General features: G+C 47.3%; 19 protein-coding genes and 1 pseudogene. 9 read left to right on the top strand and 11 right to left on the bottom strand.

The genetic code is table 11. From position 1 onward, the window contains the following. Nucleotides 1-4: 4 nt before the first annotated feature. A complete protein-coding gene (locus ABIO93_RS06720; RefSeq protein ID WP_348065746.1) occupies nucleotides 5-1,567 on the top strand; it encodes a phosphatase PAP2 family protein in 1,563 nt (520 codons plus the stop codon). A gap of 170 nt (nucleotides 1,568-1,737) precedes the next feature. On the opposite strand, the gene ABIO93_RS06715 is transcribed toward ABIO93_RS06720, so the two are convergent. From ABIO93_RS06715 to ABIO93_RS06690, 6 genes are all read right to left on the bottom strand, one after another. Continuing rightward, nucleotides 1,738-1,905, bottom strand: coding sequence for a hypothetical protein (locus ABIO93_RS06715; protein ID WP_348065744.1), 168 nt, complete (start codon nucleotides 1,903-1,905; stop codon nucleotides 1,738-1,740). After that, on the bottom strand, nucleotides 1,892-2,215 hold the full coding sequence (locus ABIO93_RS06710) for a nucleotidyl transferase AbiEii/AbiGii toxin family protein (RefSeq protein ID WP_348065742.1): 324 nt from the start codon (nucleotides 2,213-2,215) through the stop codon (nucleotides 1,892-1,894). The genes ABIO93_RS06715 and ABIO93_RS06710 overlap by 14 nt, the downstream gene beginning before the upstream one ends. A gap of 60 nt (nucleotides 2,216-2,275) precedes the next feature. Next, entirely contained in the window at nucleotides 2,276-3,046 is a 771-nt protein-coding gene (locus ABIO93_RS06705; RefSeq protein ID WP_348065740.1) for a type IV toxin-antitoxin system AbiEi family antitoxin, read from the bottom strand. A 359-nt stretch (nucleotides 3,047-3,405) separates the two neighbouring features. Then, nucleotides 3,406-5,595, bottom strand: a complete 2,190-nt coding sequence (locus ABIO93_RS06700; RefSeq protein WP_348065738.1) for a molybdopterin cofactor-binding domain-containing protein — start codon at nucleotides 5,593-5,595, stop codon at nucleotides 3,406-3,408. Between the two features lie 13 nt (nucleotides 5,596-5,608). Next, nucleotides 5,609-6,100 (bottom strand): (2Fe-2S)-binding protein, encoded by a 492-nt coding sequence (locus ABIO93_RS06695; RefSeq protein WP_348065736.1) that lies wholly within the window; start codon nucleotides 6,098-6,100, stop codon nucleotides 5,609-5,611. A gap of 90 nt (nucleotides 6,101-6,190) precedes the next feature. Next, nucleotides 6,191-6,703 carry a DinB family protein gene (locus ABIO93_RS06690; protein ID WP_348065734.1) on the bottom strand — a complete coding sequence of 171 codons (513 nt, stop codon included), beginning with the start codon at nucleotides 6,701-6,703 and terminating at the stop codon, nucleotides 6,191-6,193. 169 nt (nucleotides 6,704-6,872) lie between these two features. Here ABIO93_RS06690 and ABIO93_RS06685 point away from each other — a divergent pair, with 169 nt between their 5' ends. Both ABIO93_RS06685 and ABIO93_RS06680 read left to right on the top strand, forming a co-directional pair. Next, on the top strand, nucleotides 6,873-8,102 hold the full coding sequence (locus ABIO93_RS06685) for a DUF819 family protein (protein ID WP_348065732.1): 1,230 nt from the start codon (nucleotides 6,873-6,875) through the stop codon (nucleotides 8,100-8,102). Nucleotides 8,103-8,113: 11 nt separating this feature from the next. Next, nucleotides 8,114-8,806 carry a molybdopterin-dependent oxidoreductase gene (locus ABIO93_RS06680; protein ID WP_348065730.1) on the top strand — a complete coding sequence of 231 codons (693 nt, stop codon included), beginning with the start codon at nucleotides 8,114-8,116 and terminating at the stop codon, nucleotides 8,804-8,806. Nucleotides 8,807-8,815: 9 nt separating this feature from the next. On the opposite strand, the gene ABIO93_RS06675 is transcribed toward ABIO93_RS06680, so the two are convergent. The 3 genes from ABIO93_RS06675 to ABIO93_RS06665 all read right to left on the bottom strand — a co-directional run bounded on the left by ABIO93_RS06675 (nucleotide 8,816) and on the right by ABIO93_RS06665 (nucleotide 14,677). Beyond that, complete coding sequence (locus tag ABIO93_RS06675; protein ID WP_348065728.1) at nucleotides 8,816-9,784, bottom strand: c-type cytochrome; 969 nt, start codon at nucleotides 9,782-9,784, stop codon at nucleotides 8,816-8,818. A 20-nt stretch (nucleotides 9,785-9,804) separates the two neighbouring features. Beyond that, on the bottom strand, nucleotides 9,805-10,791 hold the full coding sequence (locus tag ABIO93_RS06670; protein WP_348065726.1) for a ScyD/ScyE family protein: 987 nt from the start codon (nucleotides 10,789-10,791) through the stop codon (nucleotides 9,805-9,807). Between the two features lie 91 nt (nucleotides 10,792-10,882). Then, the gene (locus ABIO93_RS06665) at nucleotides 10,883-14,677 is read right to left on the bottom strand and encodes a choice-of-anchor Q domain-containing protein (RefSeq protein WP_348065724.1); all 3,795 of its coding nucleotides are present in this window, start codon (nucleotides 14,675-14,677) and stop codon (nucleotides 10,883-10,885) included. A 327-nt stretch (nucleotides 14,678-15,004) separates the two neighbouring features. Between ABIO93_RS06665 and ABIO93_RS06660 the strand changes: the two genes are divergently transcribed. Both ABIO93_RS06660 and ABIO93_RS06655 read left to right on the top strand, forming a co-directional pair. Continuing rightward, on the top strand, nucleotides 15,005-18,019 hold the full coding sequence (locus ABIO93_RS06660; protein WP_348065722.1) for a two-component regulator propeller domain-containing protein: 3,015 nt from the start codon (nucleotides 15,005-15,007) through the stop codon (nucleotides 18,017-18,019). A 62-nt stretch (nucleotides 18,020-18,081) separates the two neighbouring features. After that, complete coding sequence (locus ABIO93_RS06655; RefSeq protein WP_348065720.1) at nucleotides 18,082-18,714, top strand: response regulator transcription factor; 633 nt, start codon at nucleotides 18,082-18,084, stop codon at nucleotides 18,712-18,714. Nucleotides 18,715-18,730: 16 nt separating this feature from the next. Here ABIO93_RS06655 and ABIO93_RS06650 read toward each other — a convergent pair whose 3' ends face one another. Both ABIO93_RS06650 and ABIO93_RS06645 read right to left on the bottom strand, forming a co-directional pair. Continuing rightward, nucleotides 18,731-19,492 (bottom strand): MBL fold metallo-hydrolase, encoded by a 762-nt coding sequence (locus ABIO93_RS06650; RefSeq protein ID WP_348065718.1) that lies wholly within the window; start codon nucleotides 19,490-19,492, stop codon nucleotides 18,731-18,733. A gap of 8 nt (nucleotides 19,493-19,500) precedes the next feature. Beyond that, the gene (locus ABIO93_RS06645; protein ID WP_348065716.1) at nucleotides 19,501-19,878 is read right to left on the bottom strand and encodes a response regulator; all 378 of its coding nucleotides are present in this window, start codon (nucleotides 19,876-19,878) and stop codon (nucleotides 19,501-19,503) included. Between the two features lie 184 nt (nucleotides 19,879-20,062). On the opposite strand from ABIO93_RS06645, the gene ABIO93_RS06640 reads away from it, so the two are divergent. The 4 genes and pseudogenes from ABIO93_RS06640 to ABIO93_RS06625 all read left to right on the top strand — a co-directional run. Beyond that, entirely contained in the window at nucleotides 20,063-20,722 is a 660-nt protein-coding gene (locus ABIO93_RS06640; RefSeq protein WP_348065714.1) for a DUF1684 domain-containing protein, read from the top strand. An 81-nt stretch (nucleotides 20,723-20,803) separates the two neighbouring features. After that, nucleotides 20,804-21,178: a nuclear transport factor 2 family protein gene (locus ABIO93_RS06635; protein WP_348065712.1), complete on the top strand. Its 375-nt coding sequence runs from the start codon at nucleotides 20,804-20,806 to the stop codon at nucleotides 21,176-21,178. A gap of 157 nt (nucleotides 21,179-21,335) precedes the next feature. Further along, nucleotides 21,336-23,765 (top strand): phenylalanine--tRNA ligase subunit beta, encoded by a 2,430-nt coding sequence (pheT, locus tag ABIO93_RS06630; protein WP_348065710.1) that lies wholly within the window; start codon nucleotides 21,336-21,338, stop codon nucleotides 23,763-23,765. Nucleotides 23,766-23,810: 45 nt separating this feature from the next. Next, a pseudogene (locus ABIO93_RS06625) lies at nucleotides 23,811-24,025 on the top strand (hypothetical protein); the annotation flags it as partial.

Raw genomic sequence — 24,025 nt, 5'->3', positions numbered from 1 at the left:
TCTAATGAAAAATACAAACCCATTGCGCAGTATTAATTTCAAATACGCCAAAACATTACTAATGCTTGTAACGATTGTTTCTTCCTGTACCAAAACAGTAGACGAACCGACCGCGGGCATTAATACACCTTCCAGTCTGGACCAGAATGCAGGCACCTGGAAGCCTTATGTACTCGCATCGACCAGCGACGTGGCGGTGGTTGCGCCGACGGCAGTTGCCTCGGATTACTACAAAGCAGAGCTCAAAAAACTTAAAGAAGTGGTTGGCGCAGTGACGCCCCAGCAAAAAGAACAAGTCAGCTACTGGGGCGCGGGCGCTGTATTTCGCTGGAATGAGATTGGCCGCGAGCTTTCTGCCCGCTACAATACCCCGCCGGCATCCAACAAAGATGGCAAATACCCACTGCCTGATGCAGCCAATCCACTGGCGGACCCCAAGTTTCCTTTCGCCAACCCGCCCTATACGGCGCGCGCGCTGGCCTACCTGAGCGTGGCCCAGTACGATGCATTGATCAGCGCATGGAATTACAAATTCAAATACAACCGCAAGGCGCCTTCCAAGACTGATGAGTCTATCAAAACACTGCTTCCAGTTACGGACCTGCCTTCTTATCCGTCCGAGGACGCAGTCGTAGCAGAAGCCTCTTTCCTGGTATTAAAAGCCATGTTTCCAGGCGAAGTACCATTTTTGGAAGAGAAGCTGGCCCAACATAAAAACAGCCGTCTTTGGGCAGGCATGAATGTGGAAAGCGATATCCTTGCCGGCGCAGAACTGGGTAAAGCCGTAGGCGCAAAAGTAATGGCAAGAGCGAAAACCGACGGCATGGCTACGGCCAACAACCAGGCCAAAACTGCCGAAATGATCGCAAACGCAAAAACCATTGGTACTACCGAGCCTTGGTTAAGTCAGGAATTCCCTGCTCGCCCTCCTATGCTACCTACTTATGGTTTTGTGGCAACCTGGAATTTTGATAAAGCAACACTGCCGACTTTACGTCCAAGTCCGCCTCCGGCAATTGGAAGTGCTGAATACACAAAAAATATGGACGAGCTGCGTGACATTGCCAAAAATCAGACCCGTGAACAAGCTAAAATTGCAAGCTTCTGGTCTGACGGGGTAGGAAGCTATACGCCTCCGGGACACTGGCACCGCAGAGGCGCTGATTTGTGTCACAAGAACAATTTCAGTGAAGTGCGTACCGCCCGCACACTTGCGCTGCTAGGCACTACATTGCAAGACGCAGGAATTGCTTGCTGGGATGCCAAATATTATTATTACTATCCCCGCCCTAATCAGATGGACAGCAAGATCAAAACATCTGTCGGGCTACCTAACTTCCCGTCTTACACATCAGGGCATTCGACATTCTCGGGCGCTGCGGCCGAACTACTGGCTTTCATCTTCCCGACCGAAAAAGCAAAGCTCGATGCAATGGCCAGCGAGGCTTCTGTTTCGCGCATTTACGGGCTAATCCACTACCGCTTTGACTGCGAAGCAGGACTTGCGTCCGGTCACAAAGTGGGAGAGTATGCCGTGCAGCGTGCCAAAGCGGACGGAGCCCAGTAACTGAATCTGTACAGACAAGAGAGTTTCAAAATGGACTGCCCTAAAAAATAAACAAGGTTTAGTGACTAGATTTGTGAAATGAGCCTGGTATTCAATCGGGCTCATTTTAATTTTATTCCCCTGCTCTTCTTTTTAAGGCTGTTGTAAGCATATCCACCAGCCTTACATAATCACGACGGATCGCCCAGTTTTCCTTGCAGCAATTCAAACTGCTGCTGATGTTTTGCCGGATTACTTTTTTTGAGCGCGTTCAGGTTTTTGAGTTTCCACTGGATGGAAGGAAATTTTTCAAAATCGTATATTGCCCAATCCGGCTGCACTTGCTTAAAACTGAGCAAAAAAAGCTTTATCTCTGTCTGTCAGACTGATATCTTCGATTACTCCTCTGCCTACCAAATTGACCTCCAGCTTTATTTCTAATCCTTGGTGCATAATCAAAAGTTTGCCTGCATCCTGCCTGTGTTGAATTTTCACATCCGGTATCGAGGCTTCAGACCGTCGTTTGATCAGTATCAGGGCTTCGCTAATGTTACGCAGAGACCTTTCCCTGTCTTCGACAGGCACATAGGTAAGATCGATATCCACCGAAAGTCGGGGCATGTTATGGATAAACAGGTTTATGGCCGTCCCTCGTGTAATGCGAAACATCCCGCTTCATTGATAAGAGGTATGACTTTGATAAGAAGTTCAACTTTTTTCCTATAGGTTTCAAACATAATCCACCAGTTCTTTTGGAATACTTATCCGGAATTTGGAGTTATAGACTCCTTGTTTTACGATGCTCCGGTCGCCAGTCCCCAAGTCTATTTTTTCTAAATCCAGGTATTTCATAACCGGCAGCTTTGCTTTCTGGGCCATATATAAGAATAACCTTTTAACGCGCACGGAACTACATTCAACCAGAAGCTGCTGCATGAGCTCCGGCCTCAATGTTTGCTGTCCTTCTAAGATCTGATAACATTCCAACAGATCAAATGCTTTTGGACTGATATACAGACATTCAAGGATTGCAAGCTCTGGCGCAGATACTTTTAATTCGATGTTAAGGTGATTGTAGCTTCCAACGCCAACGTCTACTGGAAATGTTGATGTTCTTAGATGATGTATTGGGTTACCCCAATTAAAGTCAGTGAACCACTTAGGCAAGTGCTCGTTCAAAACAGAAAATAAGAAGATAGGTTCTTTTCCCAGGCGAAGGTAGTGCCCCCCACCTCTGACGGAGAATGCAGTTGGACCACCCACATGCACATCCAAGGAAAGCTGCTTTTGAAGACTAGCCACGGCTCCGTACCATCCCACGAATTCTTTTGGCCTTTTGTATGCCCCTACACCGATGGCTTCTACCCAGCCGCTTTGCTGATAGCGTTGCACTAATTGCCGAGATACACCCATCTCTTTAAGCCAAGCTGATGTGGCTACATGGCCTGGAAGCCAGTTTTCGAGCAAATTCTTTATTTTTATGTTATTTAGTAAACTCATAGTTTACTTATAGTGTAAATTTTAATGATCGTTAAGTGATCTAAGCAAGACAATTTCATTAAAAATAACTATATATGTATACTTTTAGTTTACAATTTCCAATATTTTTAAAAAATAACCTTCCAACCTGACCCTCCAACCGTAAGAGCTTCTTGGCTCGGATTAGCTTTTCGATCACAACATAGGTCCACACACCTTTCCCTGCACCTTTTCCAGCTTATATATCCGACCGGCCAGCAGGCCATGCATTACTTTTTCTGTTTGGCAGATTTAGCCACACCGGGAGCTCCACTAGCGCCTGTGCGACCCGGTCGGCAAGCTTCTCATCATAAGCCATAGCAACCCAGCCTGATTTTGATTTAGGCGAGATTGGTGATGTCAAATGGTAGTTTACGAAGCCTTTTTCCGGTAGCGGCAAAAACTGCGTTCCCTAATGCTGGCGCCACAGGTGGCAAGCCTGGCTCTCCCACTCCTCCCGGAACAGCTCCGCTGTCGACAATGTGAATGTCCATGGCCGGTGTCTCGTTGAGCCGGAGTACATTGTACTGATGATAGTTGCTCTGGTCACAAACACCATTGGTAAATGTTATGCCGTCCTTAATAGCGGCGGTAATGCCCATGACGATATTGCCCTCGGTCTGGGCTTTGACATTATCGGGATTCACGTAATGACCGCAGTCAATGACTGATACGATCTTATCAATTTTAACGCCCCTCCCACTTTTTGAAACTGTAATGCAGCATGCCGAAATGCTGCCAAAGGATTTGAAGATAGCGATTCCTTTACCTGTGCCCTCTGGGAGCTTTTCTTCCCAATTGGCTTTTTCGGCAAGCGTTTCTAATACTTTTTTAAAACGCTCATCTGGCAGTATCTCCAATCTGGCCTTCAATGGATCTTTTTTGGCGAGATGGGCCAGCTCGTCAATGAAACATTCCTGGCCCCAGCCAAAATTGGAAGCATATACCGAGCGCCACCAAACGACTGGAATATCAGTTTTCACATGAGTCCAGCTCACTTTGGAAGCCGAACTGAAATTGTACTTATTATTCCCCGTACTAATCTCTTCACTCAGCCATGGATCTGCTTCGTCTGTTTTCAAACCTTTAAAAACCTGACTCACAATGGATTCTCCGATCGCATGGTGATGATAGCCTGTTATTTTACCATCCTCGACAAAACCTTGCATGTGGCTCAGCATACCCGGACGGTAAGGTCCCTGGCTGATATCATCCTCCCGCGTCCATATTACCTTGACTGGTTTTTTAATTTCCCTTGAAATATGACACGCTTCCAAAAGAAAATCGTGATAGGCCTTCCGCCCAAAGGCTCCCCCCAGCAGTGTCACATTGATCTTTACCTGCTCGGGCTTGATCTTTAAATAGCCGCACACATCGCGCATGGCCCAGTCGGGGCCTTGCACAGGCGCCCATATTTCCACCGAGCCGTCCTCTTTGACATGTACGACCGCATTTTCCGGTTCAATGGGGGCATGGGCCAGAAAAGGCGTCTCATACTGCGCTTCCAGCTTATCTTTGGCAGTCGTGTATTTGGCGGTAAAGTCTCCTTTTTCCTCAAAATTGATGCCCTCTTTTTTAGCCGCCTCGTAGGTCTGGGCAAAATAGCCGGCCGTCGTCAGCGTTTTTTCATAGTCTGCATTGTCCCATTTGACGCGCAACGCTTTTTTGCCTTTTAACGCCGCCCACCAGTTGGTGGCCACTACGGCTACGGCCTCAGAGCTGCGGTGGGGCATGGTACGTTCGGTTTTGATAACCTGCAAAACGCCTTTCACTTTTTTGGCATCCGAATCATCGATGGAAACCACTTTCCCGTGTATGGCCGGTGAATGCAGAATGCTGGCATAAACCATACCGGGTATATCAATGTCAATGCCGTAGACAGCCTTGCCGTTCACACGTTCGGGAACATCAAGGCGCTTATTATATTTTCCAATGATCTTAAAATCCTTGGCTTCTTTCAGTTTGGGGTCTTTGGGGATTTCCAGCTTGGAGGCATCATCGGCCAGCTCACCGTAAGTCAGGCTCTTGCCGGTAGCCTTGTGATGTATTTTACCATCTTCGGCTACGCATTCTGTGACTGGCACATTCCATTTTTTGGCTGCGGTAGTTGTGAGCATTTCTCTGGCTGCTGCGCCAGCTTTTCGGATCGGCATCCAAAGCTCTCTGACAGAGCTGCTTCCACCGGAGGTCTGGCTGCCATATTTGCCCCTTCCGTCGCTTTGGACGATCAGCACTTTTTCAAGACTTACTTCCAGCTCTTCTGCCAAAAGCGAGGGTACAGCCTGGGTAGAGCCTTGTCCCATGTCAGGACGCGGGTTTACCAATGTGATGTTACCCGCCGTATCAATGATGATAAAGGGATTGATTTCCAGTCTCAAAATGGCCGGAGTAATTTTTTTCAGGGCCGCATCCCTGCTAAAACCCGAGATTCCCAATGCCAGCCCAAATGTGGTCAGAGAGGATGCCTTGATAAAATCGCGGCGTGAAGTTGGTATATTTTCCAATGTCTTTTTGGCTAAGGGGTTGATCACAACTTTACAAAAACTACCTTTTCCCAATTCCGCTTTCCGAAACCTTCATCTCACCGGCAGCACGGTGAATAGCCTTGCGGATCCGGTCGTAGGTGCCGCAGCGGCACAGATTCCCACTCATGGCGGAGTCAATGTCTGCATCGGTCGGCTCGGGGTTGGTTTTAAGTAAAGCAACGGCGGACATAATCTGTCCCGACTGGCAGTAACCGCATTGAGGGACCTGCTCTTCGATCCAGGCTTTCTGGATAATGTGCAGTTTGCCATCCCCTATTCCTTCGATGGTTGTGATCTTGTCATTTTTGCCCACGCTCGATATCGGCATCTGGCAGGCCCGGGTCGGTTGCCCGTTCAAATGCACGGTGCAGGCTCCGCATAGCGCCATTCCGCAGCCAAATTTTGTTCCTTTCAGCCCCGCAAAATCCCGTACTACCCAAAGCAAAGGCATATCAGGCTCCACATCCACCTTTACCCTTTTGCCATTTACCAATAAATTATAATTCGCCATATATGAAGGTGATCAAGTATTGAAGTGATCTTGACAATGAAGACGTAAAATATCTTAAAAACCCGACAATAACAATCCCAGTCGGTTACATTAGGATTTTAAAAAGATCAGTTGTCCAAGGTGGTAGGCCTGATGGTTGGTCCTGTTAATCAAAATGTTAAGCTTGTTACGATGCGGCTCTTTGGCGAAATTCTCCTCGGAAATCCCGCTGTGTTTGGTAAACCAATCACTCGGATCCATGCCATTGAAATAAACAGTCAACGCATTGTTTAACTTTATCCAGCTGGCCCGTAGCTCGGCTACCGAAGCGGTATGTATGGCCACATCGTCGGGATTTTTGACAAAAGGCGTTTCGAGTTCAGGAAAAAGTCTTTCTCCCAGTCCCAGTAGCGGGATCATACCGTCATTGACCGCAATTAAATGTCCAAGCAGGTAGATGGCCCTGTTTTTTTCAGCCGCCACCGGTTGCAACATTTGGTCATCGGAGAGTTTATCGATCAGTCCATTGAGGCGCTGATTTTGCAATTCCCAGTTGGAGACTACCATTTTAATAAATAACTGCCTGTCTGCCGTAGCGGATTTTGTTTCTTCTGAGATGATCATGATTGGAAGTTTTTTTACCGATAACAAGTAACCTGCCAACATGGATCACGACGGAGGCAAATATTTTAGAAAAAATTAGAAAGCACTAACCTGAGAGGCTAATGGCTATTTTATTCGAAAACAAAGCTATTTTTACCCATTAACCACCGCTGAAACTGAATTCCGAACAATGATCACAAACGACGCTGTCGTACTTGGACTGCTAATGCTGATTCTGGCATCTATTTTCTATACTGCTTCACTTCCGCAGTGGAAACGGTTTTACAGTATCATTCCTCCATTGCTGCTTTGCTACTTTATTCCGGGTCTGCTTAATTCATTTGGCATTATCAACGGGGTTACCTCCCAGCTATACCCGGTGGTATCCAAATACTTTCTGCCCGCTTGCCTGGTGCTTTTCACCATTGGAATGGACTGGAAATCGCTGGCCAGCCTGGGTCCGAAAGCGCTCATTGCAATGCTGGCCGGTACGGCCGGGATCATGATTGGCGGTCCTATCGCATTGTGGCTGGTGGGTATGATCAGTCCGGAAACCGTAGCGGGCCAGGGCGCGGACGCTGTTTGGCGGGGCCTTGCCACCATTGCAGGCAGCTGGATCGGAGGCGGCGCCAACCAGACTGCATTGCGGGAAGTCTTTCACCCTAGCGATGCATTGTTCTCCCAAATGGTAGCCGTGGATGTGCTGATTGCAGAGCTTTGGATGGCTGCACTCATTTATGGAGCAGGGATGGCTGCCAACATGGATCATTTGCTAGGCGCTGACAGCAGCCAGGTTCAGCGGGTGAAAGAGCATCTGGATTCGGATCAGGTTGCCAACGAAAAAACGCCTGCCGTTCGCGACTACATTTTTCTGGCTGCCGCGGGCTTTGGAGCCACGGGCGCGGCGCATGGGCTGGCGGAGATCATTACCCCTTATTTAGCTGAAAACTACCCTGTTCTTGCCAAATATAGCCTTACGTCCAACTTTTTTTGGGTCATTACCATTGCCACCCTGATCGGAATTGGCCTTTCAGTCACACCAGTTCGCAAACTGGAATATTCGGGGGCTTCCAAACTGGGTTCGGTATTTTTATATGTGCTGATCGCCACCATTGGTATGCAGATGGATTTGGGCGCTGTTGCCGGGAACCCGGGCCTGTTTGCCATTGGCCTGATCTGGATCAGCATTCATGGTATCCTATTGATCTTGGTATGTAAATGGCTGAAAATACCATTCTTCTTTCTGGCTGTTGGAAGCCAGGCCAATGTGGGCGGCTCGGCTTCGGCCTCCGTGGTAGCAGCAGCTTTTCACCCTTCCCTGGCACCAGTTGGCGTTTTACTTGCTATATTAGGGTATGCAATTGGGACCTATGGCGGTTATCTGACTGCCTTAATGATGCAATGGGTAAGCGAAGGTTAATTTATTAAAACATGGAAGAGAAAAGCAAATTAGATAAAATTATTGAGGCCCGCATGAAACTGAAGGCTCGCTTTGAAGATCAAATGGCGACTACCCCCTCTGTTTCAGATGCTAAGCCCATGGGCAGCGGCCCCATTAACCGTCACGGCATGCCTCAGCTGCCTGTTGGACAGATTAAAACCGTAAAATGGCCTGTACTCGATCTGGGTTTTAAGCCTGACATTTCACATCAGAAATGGAAGCTGGTCATCGATGGAGACGTAGAATCGCCTGTTACTTTAACCTGGGATGATTTCATGGCCCTGCCTCAGACCGAAGATACCAGCGACTTTCACTGTGTAACGACCTGGTCGCGCATGGATGTTCCCTGGAAAGGTGTCCGTATGGCTGATCTGGCGGCCCTGGTCTCGCCCAGATCATCGGCCACACACATTTTATGTCATGGCTCTGATCAATACACGACCAATCTTTCATTGCAAGAAGCATTAAAAGAAGATGTACTGCTGGTTCACACCGCCGATAACAAACCTTTGGAGCGCGATCACGGCGGGCCGGTCAGAATGATCACCCCGCAGCTTTACGCATGGAAAGGCAGTAAATGGATCAACCGGATCGAGTTTTTGTCCTTCAACAAGCTGGGCTTCTGGGAACTAAGGGGCTATTCGAGCACGGCTTACCCCTGGCGCAATGATCGGTATAGTTAGAAAGAAGATCTAATTTTTCTCAAACCTTACTACGCTATGCGCAATGGGTTTGATCGTACTCAGATAGGTGAAGATCGCGGCAAGGTCCTTTTCCTTCATGCCTGAGTACATGACCCAGGGCATGGGCGTGTTGAGCTCACCGGATGCTACTTTCGGTGAAACATAGCTGCTGTCGGTATAGGCTTTGAAATGTGCTACAAAGGCTTCTTTCGTCCAGTTTCCAATCCCGGTTTCCTTGTGCATGGTAATGTTGGCCGAGCGCACAACGCCGGTAGGACTTCTGAATTCCATTCCTCCACCAAACTCTGTTCCGGCAATCACCGCGCCTTTTTCCGTCTTGCTGTGACAATCTACACAGCCGGTCGCGGTGATCAGATATTTGCCATAAGCCACCTGATCGGTCTCCGAAGGACGACTTGTAAAGGAAGCTTCGTGAGGCATTGTATTAATAAGGATGTTGACAGGAAAATCCGGTTCAGACTGAGGGATACTCTTTTGCACCGCAGGCAATTCGCGAATGTAGGTAATCACCGAGTAAATATCCTCCTTATCGAGCTGGCCGAACCGGTGATAGCCCATTACGGGAAACAATGCTTTTCCGCTTTTATTCACACCGGTTGTGACGGCACGGAAAATTTCCCCGTCCGTCCAACTAGCCAGTGCGAAAGGTGTGATATTGGGTGCATAAAATTTTCCGGGAAAACCCATTTCCTGCGTAAACTCCTCGCCCCCTCCGCCTAATGCGCCGGAAAGTGGCCCTGCATATTGAGACCAGTCGCGGGTGCTGTGGCAATCCATACAGACCGTCACATGATTGGCCAGATATTTCCCACGCTCGATACGTGCCGCGGTTCGCTGTATTTTAAGAGCTGGGGCAGGGGCGATATTGGGTAGGGCCGTTTTGAGATAAACGATGGCTGCTGCAACAAGAACCAACAGGCCAGCGAGTATTTTGCCGGAAATTTTTAATGCTTTCATACTAGTGTCAGGGATTCTTATTAATAGCTAAGCTTAACGATTGTTCCGTCCTTGTAGCTCAGCAGATAATACATTTTGTCGGCAGCGCGAACGATATCAGTTGGCTGGGAAATGGAGTTGAAGATGGTGTTGCCTTTCTCGTCGAGGACTTTGCCTGATTTGGCCTCAAATCCCTTTCCGAATATTCCGTGCTGCAATACCAATGGCTTGTTGTTGGCTGAAAGTACGATACCCGAAAGGGTCGTGAAACCTTTTTTGTACTCACTGTAAGCTCCTGCCTGATCGACCGTATAGATTTTTGCGTCACCCGGCGTGAAAGGAAAGCCCGTTAAAGTGGTTACAAAGAACTTGGCCCCGTCATAAACAATGCCTGTCGGCACTGCATCTACACCTGCCGAAGCTTCGGGAAAGTGGGTGAACAGACTGATTTCACCTGTTTTTTTATCTCTTTTAAAAATCGCGTTGCTACCCGCGTCGACAATAAACAAATGATCGTCCGGTCCGAATACCAGATCGAATGCATTGGAATTCACCGGCTTGGCTAAGGCCAGACTTTTAATATAAGTAGCAACATCCTGAGAAGGAATGTCAGCGATATTGACAGGCTTATCACCCGCTTTGAATGAGGAAACGTCGGCTACATAGAGCATGCCATTGACGCCATGCAGGAAATACAACTTCCCGTCGCGGTAAAGCAAATGGCCAATTCCTTCTGTTGATCCCTGATTGGTGATGGACCGCAACCCGGCTACAAATATAGTTTTCGTGCCAGACGGGGTGATCATGGCAATGCTCGCGTCATCGTTGTTGCTACCTGTCCCAGCCTCGGTTACCCAGATATTCCCCTTGTCATCAAGGGCTATCCCAACGGGTGATTTTAGGCCGCTTACAAAAGGCTCGGAAGAGAGAAATTCGGGTTCCGGAACAAATGAATCATGGTCTGTGCAGGCCAGCACGAAAAAGAGGAAAGTTAGTAACGTTGGAAGCGAGTAAATAAACTTTTTCATTTTTGTTTCCATTGAGTTTTACTTGATAATTGCAATCTTGAAAGTAACGTTGAGTAAAATTGGTATGTCTGAAAATCGGCCTGGCCTCCTATTATTCTTTTAGTACTTTTAAGACAGTATTTTCGCTTGTTTTCAAAAAGAATAAGCCCCTAGGCCATGCTGATATATCTACTTTTTGGGACGCGGATAATTTCTTGATTGTTTTTAAGATCCTGCCATTGGAATCAATAAACTCAGCAGATACCGCGTTACTTTTCTGCCAATCGATCCAGAGTTCGTTTTTGGCTGGAACCGGGTAAGCGACCAATCCTTGCTGTGTCAGTATTTTGATAGATATTAATTTACTATATGCTGTCTTTCCGTCCAGTTCATTGATTTTCAAGCGATAGTAGGCTACATCGCCATGATGCGAAAGGGTATCGGTGAAATGGTAGTCTGTGTTTGCCAGGATATTAGCGACTACCTGACCGATTTTGGTAAACGTTTTACCATTTGGGCTGTACTCCACTTCGTAGACATCTATGCCTTCCTGTTCTGCTACTTTCCAGTCGAGTTTTATTTTTTGATCATCCCTCTGTTTTCCTTCAAAACTGATCAGGCGAACGGGCAGTGGATTCTGGCTAACAGTTCCTGCGAAAAAACCGCTGAAACCTTCGACGGAAAATGAGACTTCCCACCGGTTTAATCCGGCATTCCATTTAATATCCTGGTCGCCGGGGTCGATGACAGTTCTTGAAATTCCGTAAGATGCAGGGCTTCCGCTTTCGTCCAAGCTTGGTCCGTGAAACTGGTAAATGCGAAGGTTTGCCTTTCTTTTTTCTTCCCCCGCTACTTCTCCGGTCGGTAAATATTCGGAATCAGTCAAGAGTTTCAAATTCAGCGCATCAAATTCACCCTGCGTAAAATACAGCACCACGCGGCCCGTTGCAGATTCAGCGTTATCGTCCGGAGTAATGTCGAAGTGCCTTTGCAGATAAACGGCGCCGGCATAGGAATTCACCTGCGTATCGACCCACACTTTGGCAGTAACCACGCCGCTCAAATTGGTCGGTACCAGCGTCAGCAGGTCTGAATCACACACATCAGCTTCGGCCATGAATGTATGCGTAGCATTGTCTTCGAAGGTGTAAGAACTTTCTTTTGCATTGCCAGCCAGCGCAGTTGCACTGGGTGATCGCACGCTCTGGAATTCGAACGCACCAATGTCTATCCGACTATTAAAAATCCTGCTGTTACTCACTATATCTGTCCCGGGAACAGCATTCCAAGGGGGATAAAGTTGGGTGTCTCCCGCGTCAATTGCCCTGCTACATTCAGTCAGTGAAAAGTCACCGGCATTCATGTCCACAAATTGCGGGTCTACATCCATGTTTCCACCTTCATCGTTAAAATCATTGAGCTGCCAGCTCAAACTTCCCCCACTTCCGGCAATGATATTATTGCCTGCGTAAGCTTCGGATGATCCGACGGAATACAGGTTAGCATGGGGAGAGTCCTCATTGTCCCTCAATATGTTATTAGCAATAATACTGTTTCCAATTGCTAGCAGTCCACTACCGGTCGAAGAGACGCCCGCTCCACCTAGCCCGGTTACCGACAGGTTTTGTACCACATTCGTATTATTGATAACCAAAGCCTCCGGGTAAGCTATCATAATACCGGCGCCAGATCCTTTATTATAATTGTGGTAAATAACCGAATTGGTGATCGACTCGCCACTTTCGTATGCCGTAAATCCCCCGCCTTTGCCACCTAAGTTATTTCTGATCACCAGGTTTTCAAAAGTCCCGCGTCCAGCATGAGACAAAATACCTGAGCCGTACTCAGTGGGAACAATTGTTTGGTCAATGAAGAGCGTTTCTCCCGGAATTGGAGTCGTATTATTCCCCCCTTCGATCGTGAAACCATTCAATTCATTGCTGCCGAAACTATAAACCACGTGGCGGGCGTTTTCACTGAATTCATTTTTGATGCCGCTATTAGACAGGTCGCTGAAATTGAAGCTGTCATTTTCATTGAAATCGCCACTCAAAATACTGGCGTTAGCTGTCAGGCTGAGATCGCGATCGGCGAGTTCTGATTCATCCCCTTTAAATCCGCCGTATATACTGGCGCTGGGAACGAGCAGGAAAGAATTGTACGGGCTCTTGGGATCCGCATTCGAGAAATTATCAGGGCGGTATAATGGATGATACGTTCCACCCGCAACCCATATTTCGTAAATACGGTCATTGAGATTAGCAGCAAAAAGTGCGTCAGCCAGCTCGGGCGCGGCATTATCCCAGCTGGACCCGTTTTTTGAGCCACTGCCGCCTTTTTTGACAAATAATATTTCGTCCTCGTTCGGGGTGAGGTTGGAAGATAAAATCCCGAATAAACTCTCCGCAGCGCCCATATCCACCGTGCCATCCATGATCCGTGGCGTTCCCCTTTGATCCGTTGTGAAGCCTGACAGATCGGGTACTTGGCCTGGCTGAAAAAACACATTGTTACCTTTATTGATGCAAGGACTGCCAGCGTGCAGTCCGAAAGTAAGACTTGAGAAGCGATGCATGACAGGGTCTGCGTCAATATTACCACCCATATCCTGCCCGAAACCGGTATTCCACGAGCCGCTTCCGCCACTTCCCGTAACAAGGCAGTTGGCGAAAGAAGGGGTGCCACCATCCACTACCTCCACTTGAATTCCTATGGAGCTATCGTTTCTGTGGATAATGGTATTACGGATCTTGGGAGAACCACCCGAAATATACACGCCGCCTCCAAACTCCCCATTGTTGTAATATATGGTAATATTGGTAAGCACATCGGAGGAATTAAGCAGTAAAACGCCACCGGTTCCATCCGCACGATTGTCGTGGAAGATCGAATTGGTTAAAACGACATTAGACTGAGAAGTATAGATTGCACTACCATTATTTGCTGCACGGTTGTTGGCAATTTCAAGATTACTCAATGATGAAGAAGAATTACTAACGAAGATCCCGGCACCATTTACCGCAAAATTGTATCTGATCAGCAGATTGCTCAATGTTGGAGACGAATTAACAACCACAATTCCGCCGCCTGCATTGCGTGGAATTGTCATGCCCTCTACGGAGGCATCTGTCAGGTTGCCTGCATTTCCGCCATATATCATAAACCCATCCAGACTGGCACTGCCTACTTCGCCTGCCGACGTGACTACATGGTATAGTTGGTCGCCTCCGTCGAGAATGGTTACAATATCTTCATCCTCATTGTCTTCCGAAATTTGAAACTCAGTACTGTAAGCTGCCATGAGTTTGCGTTCGGCCAGGGATTTCTCAACTCCTTTAAAGCCGCCAAAGATCTTTACATTGGGCACTAACCTGAACGTGTGGTCGTTTGGATCTCCCCCTACTTGTTCTGTATAATCGAAGTCGTATTCCGGGCGATAAACGCCGTTAGCAACCCATATTTGCCCAACTCCGGCATTTTCATGGGCATATTTAAACGCTTCTGATAAGTTGTCGAATGCATTTTCCCAGCTACTGCCATCGAAGGCCCCATCATTCCTGTTTGCATTGACATACAAAACAGGTGGAACTGCCGCAGACCTTTCCGCCTTGGTTGCGCGCATTCCGTTGCTGCTTTTTGCGCGATGCTTTTTTAAAGATGCGGCAATGGCTTTGTCTATACGGCTCGTTGAAATACTGTCGGATGCCTGCCTGTTTTTCCTATCTCTCCTTGCAGGATGGGTTGCAGGATTTGCCGCGCTTTTTGTTGCGGATAGCAGTGACCTGGATCGATGCGAATCTTTCTGCTTAACTGCACCGAAAGCTTCGAAAGGAAACAGTTGAAACAAAGAAAGCAGGCAGATCATGAATAAAAACCTGCTGAGGTAGGTAGTGTAAAATTTCTCCATTTGGAATAGATCAATAACGTTGAGTAAAATCGAAATATCTAAAAAGCGGCGTGTCCCGGAAGTAACAAGAGCAGGTGCCAGGCTTATATGGATGCTGGATTTTGTGTTAGCAAAAGAATACAATGTAGCTGCAAGGCACAATAGCAAATTCTTGCTATACGCAGCTGTTATTTTATCTTTCCGCGCATACCTTTGAGCTCCTCTACAAATGCTGTCCGATCTTGCATGCTACGTAAACTCCCCAGGTTTATAATTTTAGGTTTATCCGTAAAAATCCAGGGTTTTGGATTACTTCTTTTCGTATTCCAAAATTTGATCAATCCCTGCATGGCGCAGGCCGTTGAAACACGCATTAACATTCAGCTGCTGGGACCTGAGCAAGGACTGCCCAGCAGAAACACGCGCAGCCTGTCCCAGGATGGCCGCGGCTTCATGTGGGTAGGAACCGGCCAGGATCTTTGGCGCTACGACGGTTATACATTTCAGAATTTCACAGGGATGCTAACCCGCTCCATTGGCGGCAGCACACTCATCAACCAAATGCGGACAGACCCGGCTGGCAACATTTGGCTTGCGCACAATAATGGCGTCAGCATCGTAGATCCCATCAATCTGACCTGCGTCACCATCGATCCCTCGCGGCATATCAAGGGGGTTGATTCCAAACAAAATCTGAATATATTTTTCGACAAAAATCACAACGCATGGGTGGCCATATCAGCAGGTAGGCTGGTGAAGATTGACAAAAATCATGTTCCCGTTGCCCTGTATACGCCGCCAGCCGGCCCTGAGCTTTCACTTTCAGCCGAAAGTCAGGTGTCCAGGCTTTTTTCTGATCGTCAACGTAATCTGTATGCATACATGGGAGGTAATTCGCTGGATGTGATCGACCAGAAGGCGAATTTCATTCGACGGGTCAATTTGGCCGGGCCGGAGCAGTTTGCCAGCCAGTACCAGGTGGCCAGCGTTGTACAATCCGGCACGGACGCGATCACCATCTATTACAAACAATCGGGAAAGGGAAAAGGCCAGATGCGCCAATACTCCTTTATCAATCAAACTTTTGGGCCCATCATGGAGGCTGACGCGCCATTCATTCCGGATTTCATATACCAGGATTCAAAAGGATATGCATGGTATAACGCGAAAAAAGAGATTGGCTTTTTAAATCAGAAAACAGGCCAGTTCACTGCGTTAACCACCCGGCTGCGGCAAAAATCGGGCGCCAGTATCTTTTTCTTTGCGACGTTTCTGAGCACGGACGACAGTTTCTGGATATCATGCGTCGATGGCCTTTTCAAGATTACATTGACTGAGGAAGTATTCAAAAAATACCTGAGTGTGCCTTTGGAGAAGCCAGGCGACATTGGTAGCAGCATACGGGGAATCACCGAGGACAGCTCAGGGAGAATATGGGTATGCTCGTATGGCTTTCGGGCTGATAGTATGGCCTATATGTTCCATCAAATTGACCCGATCACTGCCAGAGCCCGGCACATGGTGCTGCACCGTCCAAAGAGTATCCCGGGGGAACATGTGATCCCTTACAAAGTGCTGTTTGCAAAAGACCAGGTTTATGCCGTCACCGATGGAACCCAATTCATTAAAATAGAACCTGAGACCGAGCAGTACTATCCTGTGGAGTTTCCGTTTGTCAGTGGGCGTGGGTTTACTTCCTTTTACAAGCTCAATGATCACACTTTCTGGATGGGTACCTGGGGTGGGATGGCTATGATCGATACCCGGAACCTGAAACCGGTCCTGTTTAACGACAGAGCAGGCAGGTATATCAAAAATGAACGTGTAAACCACTTTACGCCCTGGACCGGCAGCAGAACTTTGGTCAGTACGACCAATGGTCTGTATATTCTCAATCAGGATGCGACCATCCAGGAACATTACGGACAGGGTGCCGCAGACAAGATCAAGCTGCCCGCATTGCAAATATTTCATAGTGTTTGGTATAACAAAGCATTGTGGGCCGGATCGACACAAGGATTGATCCGCATTGATACTACCCTGAAAAATGCGCGGCTTTTTACCACCGAGGATGGCCTGCCCGATAACAACATTTATGCATCCCTGCCCGATCAGCGCGGAAATCTCTGGCTGAGCACCAACAAAGGCTTATCCCGTTTAAACACTAACACGCAAAAGTTTTATAACTACGGCATATCGGACGGGCTGCCGCATACGGAGTTCAACCACGGATCCTATCTCAAATCAAAAGACGGCACGCTCTACTTTGGAGGCCTGAATGGCATTGTTGCCTTTGATCCGGCGCGGATGGATACCAGCGCGCAAAAAGAGCGCGGATTGGAGCTGATATCGTATTCCAAATTCAATGCAGGGCAGAATAAAGCGGATACGGTCATAAACCATCAGTCGGACAGCCAGATTGTTTTTAACCCTGGCGATCGTCTTTTTGCATTTTCATTTATGAGCCCGGATTATCATAACACGGCGCTCAACCGGTTCCGCTACCGGCTAGACGGGTGGGACGATGACGGATGGCACATGTTCGAAAATGGAAACAAGCTGCTTTTGAACAGTCTGCCGCCTGGTACATACACATTGCGGGTACAGGTTTCGGTAGCAGGCGCGGATTGGGGTGTACAGGAATGGCAGGCTGCTGTGAAAGTGATCACGCCGTGGTACAAATCCCCCTGGTTCTTTATCCTCTGCACGCTGTCCATCGGTTTTTTGATCTACCTTTTTTACCGCTACCGGCTTGGGCAGGTCTTGCAAATCCAGCGAATACGGAATGGCATCAGCGCCGACATGCACGACGAAATCGGAAGCACGCTGAGCAGCATTACTTTCTACAGCCAGGCGCTGCTGATGCAAATCGATAAAGCCGAGCATCAGCAAGTGGTTCAAAAAATAAAAGAAAATGCACAGCAGGTGCAGGAAGGGCTCAGCGACATTGTGTGGAGTGTAAAAGCGGGCAGCGACGAGATCCAAGATGTGTTTGCCCGCATGTTCCATTTCGGGAGCGGACTGGCCGAGTCCAAAGACATTGCGTTTCATTTTGAAACAGACAAACTGCTTGAAAAAATGAAACTGGACATGCAAACCCGCAAAAACCTTTACCTGATATTTAAAGAGGCCATCAACAATGCGGCCAAGTATGCCGAATGCAGTGCATTGGATGTCGATATCAACTACGATAATGGCACTGTCACCATGGTTATTAAAGATAACGGTAAAGGGTTTGACATCGCTAACATCAAACGGGGAAACGGTCTGGCGAATATGCAGCAGCGTGCTGCCCAGATGAAGGGAAAGCTCACGATCCAATCCCGGCAAATGAGCGGAACGACCATCACACTGGCTTTTTAGTCGAATTTGTATGGCAAATATTTGCTATCTAATACTAACTTGGGAGTCGCTAATTTTGCGCAATGACATCAAGGATCATCATTTTCGACGATAATCAGGAAAGGCTAAATAGCGTAGCAATGCTATTGAACCTTTCGGCTGACTTTACATGCACTGGTACCTTTCACAATGCGACCAACCTGGTGGCCGACATTACCAGCTCCAAGCCCGACCTTGTGCTGATGGATATCGATATGCCCGGTTTAGACGGCATTGAGGCAACCAAACTGGTGCGAAAGCATTTTGACGCATTACCCGTGTTGATTCAGACTAACTTTGAAGAAGATGAGCGCATCTTTGGCAGCCTGAGGGCTGGGGCCAACGGGTACCTTCTTAAAAAAACAAGTCCTGAACGATTTCTGGAAAGTTTAAGAGAGGCCCTCGAAGGCGGCGCCCCGATGACGGGCAGCATTGCCGCCAAGGTTTTGCGGCACTTCTCTGGGGAAACCCAAGCCCAGAAAGACTACCATCTCACCGAACGCGAAAAACATATCCTGGGCTTTTTGGTAAAAGGTTACAGCTACAAACTGATCGCCGCTGAGTGTGGTATTTCCTACAACACTGTTAACAACCACATTCGAAATATCTACGACAAGCTATATGTAAACAGCGCCACCGAAGCGGTGAGCCTGGCCATTAAACAAAGGCTGGTGTAAGATGCTTTGACGGGCATTAAAAATCCAGCACCAATCCGTCGTAGGCCAGCTTGACATTGGAGGGCAATTCACTTTCAACCACCGAATGCAAGCCCAGCTTGTGGCTGATGTGGGTCAGGTAAGCCTGCGGCACATTTAATTTATCGATTAATTCCAGCGCCTGCGAAAGGGTGAAATGGGACAGGTGCGGCTCTTTTTGGAGGGTATCCAGCACGAGTACCTGCGAGCCTTTTATCTTCTCTTGCTCTTCTTCTGAGATAAAGTTAGCATCGGTAATGTAGGTAAAGTCCCCGATCCGGTAGCCGTAAACGGCCAGTTTGTGGTGCATAACCTCGATCGGGATAAACTGCACGCCTTCTATCTCGAAAGGCTTGTTTTCAATGGCATGAAGCTCGAAATGCGGAACGCCGGGATAGCGTTTTTCGGAAAAAGCGTAGGCAAATTCATTGCGGATCTGGTTGAGCACTTCCAGCCTGCCATACAAAGGCATATCTTTTTGCTGACGGTGATTAAATGCGCGGATATCGTCCAGGCCAGCAGTATGATCCTTATGCTGATGTGTAAAAATAGCAGCGTCCAATTCTTTTACATTGGCCCGTAACATCTGCTGCCGAAAGTCGGGCCCGGTATCAATTACAAAGGATTTTCCGTTGGCCTGTATCCACACGGAAGTCCGTAAACGCTTGTCATGCTGATCATTAGAACGGCAAACGGCACACTCGCAGGCAATAACGGGTATTCCCTGCGAGGTGCCGGTTCCTAAAAATGTAATCCTCATCAGGTTTTTTATTCTGTCAAATGCGCAACCACTTCAACCAGGCGGTCAAAATTCAAGGGTTTCATCAACGCATCGTCAAATCCTGCTTCTTTGAAATCTTCCTCAGAGTAATTCTTGGCGTTACCTGTTATCGCTACAATCGGTGTCTTGGCCGTTTTCTCGTTTGGCAACTTACGAATGCTTCTGGCGCACTCCATTCCATCCATCACAGGCATATTGATATCAAGCAAAATGATATCGAAATCTTCTTTTTCAAGGAGTTGCAATACTTGTTCTCCATTTTTCACCGAAGTGATCTCGTAATGTTGAAATTCCAGAATCTTCCTTGCCAGATTTTGAATCACTGAACTGTCTTCGGCAATGAGTACTCGTTTTGTGTATGACATATGATGGGTCAGGTATTGTGTTTAATAATTTGCCAGGTCAATTTAGGTATATTTCAACCAACATCGCAAACAGCCCGGGTGTGAAGTTTCAAAATTATCATAAAAAAGTAAATAAACATCCTATACTTTTTCAAAGCTGACATTCGGGTGTAAGTTTGCAATCCGTTTACAATAATTGAGGCTTATGTTCAAAAATAAAGTGATCCGATACAGCACGATCGCGATGATCATCGCAATTCTGGCATATTTTGTGGTAGAAAATTTCACAGGCCTCAGCGCCGGTTCTTCCAGCGAAGACCTGATCGCTGCAAGTCCTGAAAAGTATAAAACCAAGATCCTAGGGGAGCGCGCAGCTAAGGACGAGCAGTTCAAAACCACAGAAGACTCCCCTATTGCAGACAAAGCTAGTTTTCACGGTTTGCATTACTTTGAGCCTAATCTTTCATTTCGCATTAAGGCCAATATTTCTCCTTATATGAAAGATGATAAGGAAGTGGTAGTCAAATATACGGACGGCACCTCTGAGAAATATGAAAAATATGGCTACGCTAATTTTACTGTGGCGGGTGAGGCTCAAAAGCTGCTGCTGCTTAAAAATGAAAGTGTAATCTCTGTTCTTTTCAGAGATGCAACCAGTGGAAAAGAAACCTATGGCGGTGGGCGTTACCTGGATTATCCGCTTTCAGAGATCAAGAATAATGTGATCGTGCTCGACTTTAATAAAGCCTATAATCCTTACTGCGTTTACCAGGCCAGCTATGCCTGCCCCGTCCCACCCGCAGAAAACACGCTCACTGCGGCTATCCAGGCCGGTGAACTCACTGAATCTGCTGTGCATGAGTGAGATTTAATAAATTATTTATATTAAATCGTAAACTTGTGACTTGGAAATATCTACATTTCCATTCAAATAAAACAACACAGCATGACAACGACTGAAATTGCAGAACGCCTTGTAGCACTAAGCCGCGAGAATAAATACGAGCAGGCGCAAAAGGAATTGTATTCGGAAGATGCAGTCAGCATCGAACCCGAAGGATCGCCCGGCATGACCACTGTTAAGGGATTGGATAAGATCGTTGAAAAAGGAAATCATTTTCAGGCAATGATTGAAGAGTTTCACGGCCAGGAGCTCTCCGATCCGGTTGTAGCAGGCAACTATTTTTCAATTAGCCTCACGATGGATATCACCTTTAAAGGAATGGGCCGGGTGCCAATGGAAGAGATTGCATTGTACAAAGTGGCTGATGGTAAGATTGTTAGTGAGCAATTTTTCTATGAGGTAGCGCCCGCTCAGTAATATATTTTGAAATAAAACAGGAAAATAGCCGCAGGTCGAAAGACCCGGCTATTTTCTTTTGTAGCACATACATCTCAAACTTAAATCATTAATTTTGCGAGAAAGGCGCCCTGCTTGGATGCAGCAGCCTTGAAATTTTATTTTTTAAAGCATTCGCATGAAGATCTCTTATAAGTGGCTTAAGGAATTAATTGAAATCACAGAAACACCCCAGGAAATCGGAAAGCTCTTAACGGCAACCGGACTTGAAGTTGAAAGCATTGAAGAGATTGAATCCATTAAAGGTGGTTTGCGGGGCGTGCTCATCGGCCAGGTGCTGACCTGTGAAAAACATCCCGAGGCGGACCGTTTAAGCCTTACCACCGTTGATGTAGGTGGCGAAAACCTATTGTCTATCGTATGCGGCGCTCCCAATGTGGCTGCCGGCCAGAAGGTCATCGTCGCCACAGTCGGCGCGGTACTCTACCCGACAGGCAGCGATCAGCCATTAGTTTTGAAAAAATCAAAAATAAGAGGCGCACTTTCCGAAGGCATGATCTGCGCCGAAGACGAGCTGGGCTTGGGCAGCTCCCATGACGGTATCCTGGTACTGGAAACGGCACTTGCTAATGGAACACCTGCCAGTGAATATTTTGGAATTTCATCTGATTATTTAATTGAAATAGGGCTCACGCCCAACCGTGCCGACGCGGCCTCGCATTATGGTGTTGCCCGCGATCTGAAAGCGGTTCTGAACCGGCCGGTTACGCTGCCTTCTGTGGACGGGTTTGCTGTTACCAACCATACGCTTCCTATCACGGTTGAAGTAAAAAATCAGGACGCCTGCCCAAGATATACCGGACTGACCATTTCCGGAATTACAGTAGGAGAATCTCCCCAGTGGCTTAAAGACCGCCTGCAAACGATTGGTATCCGCTCGATTAACAACATTGTCGATATCACCAACTATGTATGCCACGAGCTGGGTCAGCCCATGCATGCATTTGACGCAGAAAAAGTCATTGGAAACAAAGTAGTTGTAACCACAGTTGCTGACGGCACACCATTCATTACATTGGATGGCGTAGAGCGAAAAATTTCGGGCTCTGATCTGATGATCTGTAATGCAGGAAGCAGTGGCAGCCCCGAGCCTATGTGTATCGCAGGCGTTTTTGGCGGGCTCACTTCGGGTGTGACTAACCAAACGACTGCTATATTTCTTGAATCCGCGTATTTCTCCCCTGCCTGGGTTCGTAAAACTGCTCAGCGTTTTGCATTGAAAACCGATTCGTCATTCCGTTTTGAGCGGGGTACTGATCCTAATATGCCTCTTTTTGCATTGAAAAGGGCTGCACTCCTGATTGAGCAAATCGCAGGAGGAACTGTTACCTCCGAGATCACCGACATCTACCCACAGCCCGTGCAAGACTTTCGGGTCGTGATGAGCTATAAGAACATTGACAGGCTCATTGGAAAAACGCTTGACAGAGCATTGATCAAAACTATTCTGGAAAGTCTGGACATACAGCTTGCGGACGAAAATGAGTCGTCATTTATGGCAATCGTTCCACCCTACCGCGTCGATGTGCAAAGAGAGGCGGATGTGATTGAGGAAATCCTGCGCATTTACGGGTTTGGACAAGTCGAGCTTTCTGAGACGCTGAGCTCAGATTTCCTTTCTGATTTTCCAATTAATGATCCTGAAAAGCTCAAACTGCGGGTTGCCGAATTATTGGTAGGAAATGGTTTCAATGAAATGATCAACAATTCACTGACCAAGCCCGAATATCAGGCTTCGTTGGGAGAAAGTCTGGCTGGTAATCCTGTCAAGATTCTCAATTACCTCAGCGAAGATCTGTCCGTAATGCGCCAGACCCTGCTTTTCTCGGGACTGGAAGTGATCGCCTACAACAGCAACCGCCGCCAGAAGGATTTGAAAGTATTTGAATTTGGCAAAACCTACCACGAGATCAACGAAAAGTATGTTGAAAAGGAAAGGTTATCGGTATTCGTAACCGGCAGCATTGCGCAGGAAAGCTGGTTTGAAAAGTCGCGCGAGACTGTTTTCCATGATCTGGCCGCTTTTGTCAATCAGGTGCTGACCGCTGTCAAAATCAGGGAAGTGGAAAAGCAGCCGGCTGATACTGCCATTTTCAAAGAAGGGCTTACCTTGTCATTCAAGGGTAAAGCGGTGGTCTCTTTTGGATTGCTTCATGGCTCATTGTCCAAAAAACTCGACGTGAAAGCTCCCGTTTTCTTTGCCGACTTTGATTGGGATTACATACTGCGCCAGTACCATGCAGCCGTTGAATATAAAGAAGTGTCCAAATTCCCGGAAGTGCGAAGGGATCTGTCAGTGGTAGTCAACAAGAAGATCACCTTTGAAGAGCTGCGCCAGATCGCCTACAAGACCGAGCGCCAGCTGCTGCGTTCTGTGAATGTGTTTGATGTATACGAAGGCGCTAATCTGGAAGGTAAAAAGTCCTATTCGATCAGCTTTACGCTGCAAGATGACCAGCAAACATTGACTGATAAAGTCATTGACAAAACCATGCAGCGACTGATCGGGGCTTACGAAAGAGAGTTTGAAGCCGTCATCCGAAAATGATTAGATACTGAATTTTTGCTTTGGGCGATATTTTAAGGTTAGCAAATGGAAAGGAGCATTGAACGTATCATTGAACACAAGTTATCCGACCTTGAAAAAAAGCTCGAGATACTGATCAATACAAAAGAGAAACTAACCTGGTCAATATCAGAGCTGCAACGTGAAAATACGGAGCTTCGTCTGTCGAATACCCAACTCAAGGAAGAAGCGAAAGAAATAAAGAAAAAATACACTACTTTGGAAAAAGACTTTAATAAGTC

This window comes from Dyadobacter sp. (assembly GCF_039919315.1).
In the GTDB taxonomy this organism is placed as follows: Bacteria; Bacteroidota; Bacteroidia; order Cytophagales; family Spirosomataceae; genus Dyadobacter.
This window is presented reverse-complemented; position numbering and strand designations above follow the sequence as displayed.

Bases quoted from the DNA above. Each gene is read 5' to 3' on its own strand.
- ABIO93_RS06635 (WP_348065712.1), top strand. From the start codon at position 20,804: ATGACAACGACTGAAATTGCAGAACGCCTTGTAGCACTAAGCCGCGAG.
- ABIO93_RS06695 (WP_348065736.1), bottom strand. From the start codon at position 6,100: ATGGCGAATTATAATTTATTGGTAAATGGCAAAAGGGTAAAGGTGGAT.
- ABIO93_RS06710 (WP_348065742.1), bottom strand. From the start codon at position 2,215: ATGTTTCGCATTACACGAGGGACGGCCATAAACCTGTTTATCCATAAC.
- ABIO93_RS06675 (WP_348065728.1), bottom strand. From the start codon at position 9,784: ATGAAAGCATTAAAAATTTCCGGCAAAATACTCGCTGGCCTGTTGGTT.
- ABIO93_RS06655 (WP_348065720.1), top strand. From the start codon at position 18,082: ATGACATCAAGGATCATCATTTTCGACGATAATCAGGAAAGGCTAAAT.
- pheT (WP_348065710.1), top strand. From the start codon at position 21,336: ATGAAGATCTCTTATAAGTGGCTTAAGGAATTAATTGAAATCACAGAA.
- ABIO93_RS06670 (WP_348065726.1), bottom strand. From the start codon at position 10,791: ATGAAAAAGTTTATTTACTCGCTTCCAACGTTACTAACTTTCCTCTTT.
- ABIO93_RS06705 (WP_348065740.1), bottom strand. From the start codon at position 3,046: ATGAGTTTACTAAATAACATAAAAATAAAGAATTTGCTCGAAAACTGG.
- ABIO93_RS06720 (WP_348065746.1), top strand. From the start codon at position 5: ATGAAAAATACAAACCCATTGCGCAGTATTAATTTCAAATACGCCAAA.
- ABIO93_RS06665 (WP_348065724.1), bottom strand. From the start codon at position 14,677: ATGGAGAAATTTTACACTACCTACCTCAGCAGGTTTTTATTCATGATC.
- ABIO93_RS06650 (WP_348065718.1), bottom strand. From the start codon at position 19,492: ATGAGGATTACATTTTTAGGAACCGGCACCTCGCAGGGAATACCCGTT.
- ABIO93_RS06640 (WP_348065714.1), top strand. From the start codon at position 20,063: ATGTTCAAAAATAAAGTGATCCGATACAGCACGATCGCGATGATCATC.
- ABIO93_RS06660 (WP_348065722.1), top strand. From the start codon at position 15,005: ATGGCGCAGGCCGTTGAAACACGCATTAACATTCAGCTGCTGGGACCT.
- ABIO93_RS06645 (WP_348065716.1), bottom strand. From the start codon at position 19,878: ATGTCATACACAAAACGAGTACTCATTGCCGAAGACAGTTCAGTGATT.
- ABIO93_RS06690 (WP_348065734.1), bottom strand. From the start codon at position 6,703: ATGATCATCTCAGAAGAAACAAAATCCGCTACGGCAGACAGGCAGTTA.
- ABIO93_RS06685 (WP_348065732.1), top strand. From the start codon at position 6,873: ATGATCACAAACGACGCTGTCGTACTTGGACTGCTAATGCTGATTCTG.
- ABIO93_RS06680 (WP_348065730.1), top strand. From the start codon at position 8,114: ATGGAAGAGAAAAGCAAATTAGATAAAATTATTGAGGCCCGCATGAAA.